The following is a 10,681-nucleotide window of genomic DNA, read 5'->3' as shown; positions in this document are numbered from 1 at the left end:
TATTGACTCATTATTGACTTAATAACGCCAACGCTTCACTCACCATCACCATCCCCACTACTGAGGTGATAGCTACCGCTGAACCATAACCGCCACAATGTAGGCCTCCGTTTACACCGTTACCTACGTTGCCTCCATTCTCTCCAACCTGACAGCTGCCATCGGCTGACTTATTGACAATGGGCGGCTGAGTCGAGTATACACAGCGAATACCAAACTTCTCCTTCATCTGTTGATTGATACCATGCTCATGGCGCAATTTACTGCGCATACGCGCTAATAATGGGTCTTGATAGGTGTCCTTTAAGTCACTGACTGTGATTTGCAAAGGGTCAGTTTTACCCCCTGCCCCGCCCGCACATATCAATTTTAGCTTATTAAATCGGCAATGCAGCGCAATTGCCAGTTTGGCTGTCATATCATCGGTACAGTCGAGAATCACAGTTGCCTCTCCATCAGCGAGTCTTGATCTAGCTTGATCTCGACTGGGCAATAGTTCAGCGACATTTTCTGTGGTTAAAAAGTCATCAACGAGGTGAAGCTCAAGTCTTGGATTAATTTGACGAGCACGCTTCGCCATAGCTTCAATTTTACTTTGCCCAAAGCTTGAGTCCATTGCCGGAAGCTGTCGATTGACATTAGAGGCGACAAGCACATCCATATCTATCAAGGTTAATTTGCCGATTGCCGTTCGCGCCAGCCCTTCGACTGCCCATGTGCCTACGCCGCCAACCCCGATAATAATGACATGCGCGCGTTCAAAGTTGCTAAAGCTGGGTTGCCCATATAGAGTTTGCGTGCCTTGAAAACGGCGTGCATATTGAGTCGTGTCTGTATGTTGCGCCTGACCAAACGTTTTGGATGTCATAATATGAGAGCTTTTAATAAAGGTTATCAAACGTAAAAAGGTAAAATATTAAACTATAATAAGACAATAATAATGTGGAGCTTATCCAGTTTTCTCACTCAGGATAAGCCCAGTCAACCCTTAGTGCCTCACAGCTATTTCTCCATAACTGCGGCGCCAGTATCGGCATATCAACCGCCAATAACTCACTTAGGCTATGTAGCACATGCGTTAAATTACCTGGCACATTGCGGGTGATCTCTTGACCCTGTTGACAACAAACTGGTGTCATATCAGGACAGTCCGTCTCTAACACCAAGCACTGAAGACCATACTCGCGTACTGCTTCACTAATTGCACGCCGCAGCTTTTTGGCATTCGGATTCGTTACCTGACCCGTCACACCTAGTTTAAAGCCCAGCTTTACAAAGGCTTTGGCTTCTTGCTCACCACCACTAAAGCTGTGTGCAATGCCCCCAAGCTGATGCGCATCATAGGCATGGTGTTTGAGAAGCTGTAAACATTCGGCATGGGCTTTACGAATATGCAGTAACACCGGTAACTGGTGCTGCACCGCTAAGTCGAGCTGAATGCTAAAGAAGCGCTTTTGTTTGGCAACAGATGCTTCTGTTTTTAATACATCCGTAAAGGTATCTAAGCCAATCTCTCCGAGCGCAACATGCTGATGCTGCTGCAAAAACTCAGCCAAATAATCCAGATCGGACTCACTATGATCCTCAATATAAGCCGGATGTAAGCCGCTGGTCAAATGCGCTTTTGGCACAGGTTTTGACTTGCTGTGTAGGTTCTCTAACTGGGCTTGCGTACTGATTAAGCGTTCAAAATAAGTTGCCAAATAGCCGATCAATAACAAATGACGCACACCTGACTGATAAGCCGTCTGCGCCTGTTGTTCCCTATCATGATTAAACACCACGTCATCAAAGTGCGTATGCGTGTCAATCATTGGATAGATCGAATCACTTTGAATGGCATCAAGTGGGTTGACGTTAAGTGGCGTTGTATGCAGCGTGGCAGTTGGCATAGTATATTACTGTTACCCTTATCTTGAGCAGTTGCTAGAAGGCATTATTCTTAATAGACGTTTTTTGTTAGTAAATATTGAGTCTAAACAACACTATTCAGACTGGTTATTGACTGAGTTATTTTTTATTCCCTTTATTATCCGCATTAGCATCTGACTTACTTTTATTATCAAGAATAGGATATTTATCGTTATTGGCATAGCTATTACTGGCGTGGCTATTATTAGGGCTTCGTTCATCAGGGCTTTGTTCATCAGGGCTTCGTTCATCAGGGCTTCGCTGAGACTGTCGGCTACTGCGTCTTGGTATTAATAATAATGCCACACCCACTGCGCTAAGCTTTACTAATTTAGAAAGTTTCATATGATTCTCTGAGTTATTTTTTCATTAAGCCACTTATATTCATGTACTTTTATTAAGCTACTTTTATTCAGCGAATTTGAAAGAAATGTTACTCAATATCAAAATACAACACATAAGAAAAATCAAGATTGCATAGCGTTATATTGTACGGAAACGCAGTTTGACTTTCAAACTAAGCTGTATTTTTCAATTAGACGTTCGTTAGACAGTATATTGATAAAAATTAATGTAAATAGTAAGCGATAGTTTGAATCATTGATAACAACGATATTAAATAACCATGATAATTATGACTAAACATAATTAAAATAAGAGGTAATAATAATGACTGAACCTAATAGTAATTCAATTCTATTTCAATGGGAAGAAGCTGAAAAAACTCTTAAAAAATTCATGCCCATCATGGTTGCAGAGCAGGCCAATGTTGCCAACACCGATATCCTTAACCCTTTACCTAAAGAAAAACAAGACGCTATCAAAAATATCCCCTTCCATGAAGAGTCGCGTTCTGCAGACGACGTTTTACAGGATATGCATGATTTGGTCTATAAATATCGCACCAAGCAAAACAACCCAAGATTTTTCTCGTTTATTCCCTTAGCATTATCTCCAATATCTGTGGTCGGAGACGCGATTAATGCCTTTTATTCACCCTATGGTGGTAGCCATACCCTAAGTCAGGGCATGGCAATCGCTGAAAAAAGTCTGCTTAACTGGATGGGTGAACAAATTGGTTACCCAGTCAAAGAGCTTGGCGGATTGTTTGTATCTGGTGGCTCAATGGCAAATTTAACGGCATCCATTGTGGCTCGAGATGAGAAACTTAAAGATGATGAATTTAATAAAGGTACCGTTTACATCTCAGACCAAACTCATTCTTCCGTGGCAAAAGGTATCCGTGTCATGGGTATTCCAAAAGCCAATATCCGCAAAGTCAAAACCAATGAGCGTTTTCAAATTATTCCTGATGACTTAAGAGCGCAAATTGAACAAGATAAAAAAGATGGTTTTATTCCTTTTCTAATCGTAGGCACTTGCGGCACTAATAATACGGGTTCTATTGATCCGTTACACGAGTTGGCAGACATTAGTGAAGCCTACAATACTTGGTTACACATCGATGGCGCCTATGGTGCTAGCGCTATCTTGTCCTCTCACCGCGAGCTATTAAATGGTATTGAGCGCAGTGACTCAGTTAGCTGGAACGGTCATAAATGGCTATTTCAATCCTATGGCTGTGCCACTGTCATTTGTAAAGACCGTCAAGCTATGTCACGTACTTTTATGGAGAACCCAGAGTATTTAACTGACGTTAAATCAGATGATTCTAATATTAACTTCTGGGATATGGGCATTGAGTTAACGGCCCCCGCTCGTGGTATGCGACTATGGTATACCTTACAACGAGTTGGTCTAAAAGAGATGAGGCGTGCCATTGATAAAGGCTTTGATAATGCAAAATATTTTGAGCAGTTATTCCGCGCTGAAGATTACTTTGACATTGTCTCGCCAGCTCAGTTAGGTATCGTTAATATTAGATATTATGACGACCAACACACTGAAGACGAGATCAATGAGATTAACCATAAATTATCTGAAATGGCAGAACAAAGAAATCAATCTGTCTATTTTACAACCATGCTAAATGATAAAACTGTTTTGAGATTCTGTGCTATCAATCCATTATTAACCAAAGAAGATATTGAAGACGTAGTAAATAACATAAAAAGTGATATCGCGTCGCTTGGTTTGATTGGACAATAATATTTTAATAACAAGAAACCCCGCTAGTGGCGGGGTTTCAGAGAATATCTTAACACTTATTAATTTATAAGTTAAAAAGGAATATCATCATCCTTAGGTGTATCGGTCATACCGCCTGCTGGCGTGGTAGTCTGATTGTTAAACTCAGGCTTTGGTGGTTGAGGAGCAGGTGAACTTTTTGGGGCAAAAGTATTTTGATTATTATTTGCAGGCGCTTGATTGCCAAAAGATGAGTCATTATAGTCGCCTTGATTAGCATACGACCGATCATCTTGATTGCCACCTTGATTATAAGTGCCATTACCAGTATTTTGATTGCTATGATTAGGTATTTGGACAGCAGGTGATTGGCCACCAAATCCAGTACCAGCGCCGCCGCCTAACATTTGCAATTGATCAGCACGAATTTCTGTACTGTAACGATCTTGACCATTTTGGTCCTGCCACTTACGAGTACGTAGGCTACCTTCGATGTACACTTGGCTACCTTTACGTAAATACTGTGCTGCAATTTCGCCCAAACGGTTGAACAATGAAATACGATGCCATTCTGTTGCTTCACGTTTTTCACCGGTTTGTTTATCAGTCCACTGCTCGGAAGTTGCCACAGAAATGTTAGTAACGCTACCGCCATTAGTAAATTGACGAGTTTCAGGGTCTGCGCCTAAGTTACCTACGATAATTACTTTATTCACACCACGCATATCAGATCCTTTATATAGATATATTTAATAGATTGTTAATAGTAATTTTTAAGTCATCAATGATTAACTTATTTGTATATGCCGTCACTGTACCTAAATTTTGATTAAATATCTAGCTTTGTTTCGGTAAGTTGCGACAGTAATTGTCGTGAATTATCGGTAAGTTTTTGTTTATCAAGCTTTAAATAAGCCACCCCATCTTTAGCCATTACCACCACTTCATCCACCCCTTCTACTGCCATCACCTGCTGTGACCAATTTGAGACATCTGTCTGTTTGGGAATGGCCATGGTAGTACTAGTCAGATAAGGCGGCTGTGAAATTGGCACAATCAATAGTAAGGCTAAAGCCATAATCGCACCTAAGATACCCCAAGATATCATAGGATCTTGATTTAACAGCAGACCGCCAAAAGCACCACCAAAGAAGGCGCCTAAAAACTGACTTGAAGAGTTAACACCCATTGCAGTGGCCTTATTAGCAACCGGCGCTCTTTTTGAAATCCATGAGGGAATGGTCGCTTCTAATAAGTTAAAGCCAATGAAATAAATCCCTAGACCCAGTATCAAGCCAATGCTTAATTTACTACCTAAGGCTAAGCAAGCAAAAGCTACCACAAGAGCCACCAAAGCGGCTAAAAACACTTGACGCATTTTTTGCTTTTTTTCAGCAATAATAATAAACGGAATGGCGATAGCAAAACCGATAAATAACAAGGGCAAATACACCATACCCTGTTGGCGCACTGTTAAATCCAGCACATCTGCTAATTGCTTTGGAACGATCACAAAAATGGCAGTCATGGTTAAATGCAGGGCAAAGATACCAATGTGTAAACGGTTCAAATCCCCGATAAGTAGCACTTCTTTTAACTGCGCCCCTATCGATTGATTGCCCAGATTGTGTCTAAGCACTCTAAGCGGTGTGGGCACAATCAATAACAGTAGCATCGCCACTAGCGCAAATACAGCAGTCAACCAAAATAGCCCTGAAATACCAAGACTTGATACCATCATCGGCCCAATGGCAAATGACAACATAATAGAGGTAGCAATAGTTAGACCCATGGCGGCCATCGCTTTGGTACGTTCCTGCTCACGGGTCACATCGGCTAACAAAGCCATCATTACCCCTGATACCGCTCCACTACCTGCTAATGCCCGACCAATAATGACGCCATAAATATCCGTGGCCGTAGCTGCCACCACACCGCCGACCGCAAATAATAATAAGCCTAACATTATCATTGGTTTGCGCGGGAATTTATCCGCAGCCATGCTCATTGGAATTTGGAATATGGCTTGACCTAATCCATAAATCCCTACCGCTAGCCCAATCAAAAACGGCGTAGCATGGGCATAATTATGACCATAAACTGCAAATACTGGTACTATCATAAATAGACCGATCATACGCAGTGCAAAGATACCGCCTATACCGGCAATGGCTCGCTTCTCGATGCTATTCATACTGCTCCCGCTACATCCGATTTATACTGTTATCAAACCTATATACTATTTATCGAACCTATGTACTATTTATCGAACCTATGTACAATTTCTCTCACCAATGTACTATTATAATCCATTACTCAATACTAAGGGCAGCAACCTTCAGCTTAAATTTTTATGCTTTATTATAAATCATTCAAAGCCCAATCTTGTTTATTGAGCCATTCAATACCTTCTTTTTCATAAACTAGTACACATTCTTTTTTATAAACTACAAACTGCAGCTTGTTGTTATTCCCGTCTCTTTATACCCCTTGAAATATTGCCAAATCAAACCCATTAAAAGTCTAACTAACTTATACATTTATTAAACCTACCTACAATTTAACTTAGTCATAAAATTGGTTATGCTTTATGACACTTTATTGCAATGTTTATTTGTTACTTGATTGCTAAACTCCCTTAAAATTACTGGTTTCAAGCTATTAAATACCAACAGCAATTGAATTAATACATCCTAATTATAGACCCTAATTTTAATAACCCTCGATTCTACTGACCTAATACTCAATAATTTAATCACTAAAGGCTATATATGGCACACGAACACATTAAGATTCGCGGCGCGCGCACCCATAATTTAAAGAACATCGACATTGATATTCCTCGTGATAAATTTGTAGTTATCACAGGTTTGTCGGGCTCGGGCAAGTCTTCATTAGCTTTTGACACCTTGTATGCAGAAGGCCAGCGTCGTTATGTGGAAAGCTTATCAGCTTATGCCCGTCAGTTTTTATCGCAAATGGACAAGCCTGAAGTGGATAGCATTGAAGGTTTATCTCCTGCCATTGCTATTGAACAAAAGTCGACCAACCATAACCCGCGCTCCACGGTGGGTACTATTACTGAGATTTACGACTATCTTCGCTTATTATATGCTCGGGTCGGTACTCCGTTTTGTCCGGTACATAATTTACCGATGGTGGCACAGACCATTACTGAAATGGTCGATGACATCATGGCACTGCCAGAAGACACCAAGTTAATGATTTTAGCACCTGTGATTCGTGATCGTAAGGGTGAGCATGTGGTGCTACTCGAGCAGCTTGTGGGACAGGGTTTTGTACGCGTTCGTGTTGATGGTCATGTCTATGATATGGATGAGCTGCCAGCGCTTGAGAAGAATAAGAAACACACCATTGAAGTGGTGGTTGACCGCTTTAAAGTACGTGATGATTTAGGTAACCGTGTTGCTGAGAGTTTAGAGACCGCGTTACGTCTTGGTGGCGATTTGGCTATTTTGCATTATATGGATGGCAATCCCAATCCTGATGCCTCAATTAGTAATGCGAATACTCAAGGCGATGACCAAGTACTGTCGGCTAAGCACTCATGCCCAGTCTGTGACCGTGCAGTGTCTGAGTTAGAGCCTCGCCTGTTTAGTTTTAACAACCCTTATGGGGCTTGCCCTGCTTGTGATGGCTTAGGCAAACGTCAGTATTTCTCGGCAGAAAAGCTAGTCACTAATCCGGAGAAATCTCTCAATCAAGGCGCTATCAATGGTTGGGACAAACGCCATGCTTATTATTTTGGGCTCTTAAGCACCGTTGCCAATCATTTTGACATTGACATGGACACGCCTTGGCAAGAGATTTCAAAAGAGCACCGTGACATTATCTTACACGGTTCAGGTAAAGAGAAAATCGAATTTAACTTTACTGATGAGCGAGGCCGTAAAACCAAAAAAACCATTCCTTTTGAAGGGGTTCTGCCCTACCTTGAGCGCCGTTATGCCAAAACTCAAAGTAACTTTGTACGTGATGAGTTAGCAAAATATCTAGCTGATACTACCTGTAATGTTTGTGATGGGGCACGCCTGAACGAGATTGCCCGAAACGTGCGTGTCGATGAAAAAGGCATTGCAGATATCGTGCAAATGTCGATTGGTGATGCGGCGGACTATTATGCGGACTTAAAAATGTCTGGCGCTAAAGGTGAAATCAGTGAAAAGATTTTTAAAGAGATCAATGAGCGCCTAAACTTTTTAGTTAGTGTCGGTCTTGATTATCTAAATCTAGCCCGCTCAGCAGAAACTTTGTCAGGTGGTGAAGCGCAGCGTATTCGTCTAGCTAGCCAAATCGGAGCGGGTTTAATGGGCGTCATGTACGTGCTCGATGAGCCTTCCATTGGACTACATCAACGTGATAATGACCGTCTACTACAGACCCTAACCCGTCTACGTGACTTGGGCAACACAGTACTGGTGGTTGAACATGATGAAGATGCCATTCGTCAAGCGGACCATGTCATTGATATCGGCGTCGGCGCTGGCGTGCATGGCGGTCATGTGATTGCCCAAGGCTCGATGCAAGATATTATGGATGTGGAAGAGTCCTTAACTGGGCAGTATTTGTCCGGTAAAAAGAAGATTGAGATTCCAAAAACCCGTCATAAAGCCAAAACCATCGATCTAAATAATCCGCCAGAGCGTGCCCGTATTATGCCTATGGGTAAAGCCAAAGCCGCAGCCGCAGCGAAAGCAGCGGCAGCGAAAGCAAAAGCGAAACCCATACCTAAAAAGATAGTGCCGATGCAAATCGAACTAAAAGGCGCAAATGGTAACAACTTACAAGATGTGGATCTGACCATTCCCATTGGTACATTCACTTGTATCACTGGGGTGTCAGGCTCAGGTAAATCGACTCTGATTAACCGTACTTTGATGCCACTGGCCGCCACTCAACTAAATAATGCCTCGACCTTAGTGCCTGATAAATACGAGAGTATTACCGGTTTGGAATATTTGGACAAAATGGTCGATATTGACCAAAGCCCAATTGGGCGTACACCTCGTTCTAACCCAGCGACCTATACGGGCGTGTTTACCCCCATTCGTGATTTATTCTCGCAAACAGGCGAGGCCAAAGCCCGAGGTTATAAAGCAGGTCGCTTTAGTTTTAACGTCAAAGGCGGTCGCTGTGAGACCTGTCAGGGTGATGGCTTAATAAAAGTTGAAATGCATTTCTTACCGGATATGTACGTGCCCTGCGATATTTGTCATGGCAAGCGCTATAACCGTGAGACGCTCGAGATTCATTACAAAGGCAAAAGCATTGCCGAAGTACTGGACATGACCGTAGAAGATGCCACTGAGTTTTTCTCAGCGATTCCGCCCATTCATCGTCGTCTTGAGGCACTTATGGATGTGGGCTTAAGCTATATTCGCTTGGGTCAATCTGCGCCTACGCTATCGGGCGGTGAAGCCCAGCGTGTGAAGCTTGCTCGTGAGCTTGCTAAGCGTGATACTGGCCAGACTTTATATATTTTGGATGAGCCGACTACTGGTCTACATTTCCACGATATTTACAAGCTGCTTAATATCTTGCATGCGCTACGGGATAAGGGCAATACGATTGTGGTCATTGAGCATAATTTAGACGTGATCAAGACTGCTGATTGGATTGTCGATCTGGGGCCTGAAGGGGGTAAAAACGGCGGGCTAATTATCGCTGAAGGGACGCCTGAGGAAGTGGCTGAAAATAAGGCATCGTTTACGGGTGCTTTTTTGAAGCCTATGCTAAAGGGTTAGAATTTTTAGCTATTGATTATTTTTATTGGAAGGCTACTCTTTAGTGAACTAAACCGTCTAAGATTTGGGGTTCAGTTCACTCTAGCTTGATTTTTTAAACATAGCTTTTTTTATATAGAGTGTTAATCACTACCTTTTTTATATTCTTCACCACTAAATTTACTTAAAGCTGGTAAAAATTTAGCCATACAAGTTTGGATAATGATTGGTTTTAACTCCACAACTTTTTGGTAATTATTCTCTTTCCATGCTTCTAATGGAAACTGCTTTGACTGATATTCACACCTTACGACATCACTAGCAACCGATTTTTGATTGCCAAATAAATTTTGTCTCGTTGTGTGCATATCTCTAGCTAGCGAAGAACCATATAATAACTGATAGTTTTGATTTTCATTAACATAACTAATCTTCCACAAAGGTTTTTGTTCTGATAATTTTATTGGGGAGAGGTATTCTTCTGATTTAGTTTCGGTTGATTGCAATTGCTTTTTTAGCAGCGCGTAGATGTCGTAGGTAGGATTTTTCAGTATCTCTTTATCAGTAGTATCTGTAATTTCTTTACCGATTAAGTCATCTCTATTAAAAGTACTCGCACCAGTGCCTACAATAAAATTTAAAACTTGACCTACCGCTGCAGCATTACGCTCATTTGGAAATACCCCCATATTTAAAACACTAAATAAGTAAAACTAAGCTGCCATATTAAGTTTCTGAATCGGCGTAAAGCCACCATTACCCATATTGGGTCTCTCGTTATTATAGTGATTGAGCCAAGCTTCAGCTTGCTGTCTCACTTGATCTAAACTATCAAACAACTCCTGATTAAGCCAATCATAACGTACTGTTTTATTAAACCGCTCTACATAACCTGAATTCGGGATAAGCACATAAAATCTCTTAAAGCTTAGCGACCT

The 10,681-nt window shown here is 41.6% G+C and carries 9 protein-coding genes; 2 read left to right on the top strand and 7 right to left on the bottom strand.

The window, feature by feature from the left end:
- Nucleotides 1-10: 10 nt before the first annotated feature.
- The 3 genes from QZ265_RS05730 to QZ265_RS05720 form a co-directional block, all read right to left on the bottom strand.
- Complete coding sequence (locus QZ265_RS05730; protein ID WP_296404269.1) at nt 11-868, bottom strand: tRNA threonylcarbamoyladenosine dehydratase; 858 nt, start codon at nt 866-868, stop codon at nt 11-13.
- Nucleotides 869-962: 94 nt separating this feature from the next.
- The gene (locus tag QZ265_RS05725; RefSeq protein ID WP_296404278.1) at nt 963-1,814 is read right to left on the bottom strand and encodes a TatD family hydrolase; all 852 of its coding nucleotides are present in this window, start codon (nt 1,812-1,814) and stop codon (nt 963-965) included.
- A gap of 196 nt (nt 1,815-2,010) precedes the next feature.
- Nucleotides 2,011-2,256: a hypothetical protein gene (locus QZ265_RS05720; protein WP_296404267.1), complete on the bottom strand. Its 246-nt coding sequence runs from the start codon at nt 2,254-2,256 to the stop codon at nt 2,011-2,013.
- Between the two features lie 324 nt (nt 2,257-2,580).
- Between QZ265_RS05720 and QZ265_RS05715 the strand changes: the two genes are divergently transcribed.
- Nucleotides 2,581-4,020 (top strand): aminotransferase class I/II-fold pyridoxal phosphate-dependent enzyme, encoded by a 1,440-nt coding sequence (locus QZ265_RS05715; RefSeq protein ID WP_296404265.1) that lies wholly within the window; start codon nt 2,581-2,583, stop codon nt 4,018-4,020.
- 71 nt (nt 4,021-4,091) lie between these two features.
- Here QZ265_RS05715 and ssb read toward each other — a convergent pair whose 3' ends face one another.
- Both ssb and QZ265_RS05705 read right to left on the bottom strand, forming a co-directional pair.
- Complete coding sequence (gene ssb / locus QZ265_RS05710) at nt 4,092-4,724, bottom strand: single-stranded DNA-binding protein (protein WP_296404263.1); 633 nt, start codon at nt 4,722-4,724, stop codon at nt 4,092-4,094.
- A 104-nt stretch (nt 4,725-4,828) separates the two neighbouring features.
- Nucleotides 4,829-6,193 carry an MFS transporter gene (locus QZ265_RS05705; RefSeq protein WP_296404261.1) on the bottom strand — a complete coding sequence of 455 codons (1,365 nt, stop codon included), beginning with the start codon at nt 6,191-6,193 and terminating at the stop codon, nt 4,829-4,831.
- A gap of 577 nt (nt 6,194-6,770) precedes the next feature.
- Here QZ265_RS05705 and uvrA point away from each other — a divergent pair.
- Complete coding sequence (gene uvrA / locus QZ265_RS05700; protein ID WP_296404259.1) at nt 6,771-9,764, top strand: excinuclease ABC subunit UvrA; 2,994 nt, start codon at nt 6,771-6,773, stop codon at nt 9,762-9,764.
- 122 nt (nt 9,765-9,886) lie between these two features.
- Here the strand turns inward: uvrA and QZ265_RS05695 are convergent, their stop codons facing one another.
- Nucleotides 9,887-10,432 carry a hypothetical protein gene (locus tag QZ265_RS05695; protein WP_296404257.1) on the bottom strand — a complete coding sequence of 182 codons (546 nt, stop codon included), beginning with the start codon at nt 10,430-10,432 and terminating at the stop codon, nt 9,887-9,889.
- Between the two features lie 24 nt (nt 10,433-10,456).
- Nucleotides 10,457-10,681 (bottom strand): transposase (locus tag QZ265_RS05690; protein ID WP_296404255.1); only part of this gene is annotated, 225 nt, incomplete at its 5' end.

It is taken from the genome of Psychrobacter sp., assembly GCF_018260395.1.
Classification (GTDB): Bacteria; Pseudomonadota; Gammaproteobacteria; order Pseudomonadales; family Moraxellaceae; genus Psychrobacter.
The sequence above is the reverse complement of the archived record's forward strand: the minus strand, read 5'-3'. Positions and strand labels throughout refer to the sequence as shown.

Bases quoted from the DNA above. Each gene is read 5' to 3' on its own strand.
- ssb (WP_296404263.1), bottom strand. From the start codon at position 4,724: ATGCGTGGTGTGAATAAAGTAATTATCGTAGGTAACTTAGGCGCAGAC.
- QZ265_RS05695 (WP_296404257.1), bottom strand. From the start codon at position 10,432: ATGGGGGTATTTCCAAATGAGCGTAATGCTGCAGCGGTAGGTCAAGTT.
- QZ265_RS05705 (WP_296404261.1), bottom strand. From the start codon at position 6,193: ATGAATAGCATCGAGAAGCGAGCCATTGCCGGTATAGGCGGTATCTTT.
- QZ265_RS05720 (WP_296404267.1), bottom strand. From the start codon at position 2,256: ATGAAACTTTCTAAATTAGTAAAGCTTAGCGCAGTGGGTGTGGCATTA.
- QZ265_RS05730 (WP_296404269.1), bottom strand. From the start codon at position 868: ATGACATCCAAAACGTTTGGTCAGGCGCAACATACAGACACGACTCAA.
- QZ265_RS05715 (WP_296404265.1), top strand. From the start codon at position 2,581: ATGACTGAACCTAATAGTAATTCAATTCTATTTCAATGGGAAGAAGCT.
- uvrA (WP_296404259.1), top strand. From the start codon at position 6,771: ATGGCACACGAACACATTAAGATTCGCGGCGCGCGCACCCATAATTTA.
- QZ265_RS05725 (WP_296404278.1), bottom strand. From the start codon at position 1,814: ATGATTGACACGCATACGCACTTTGATGACGTGGTGTTTAATCATGAT.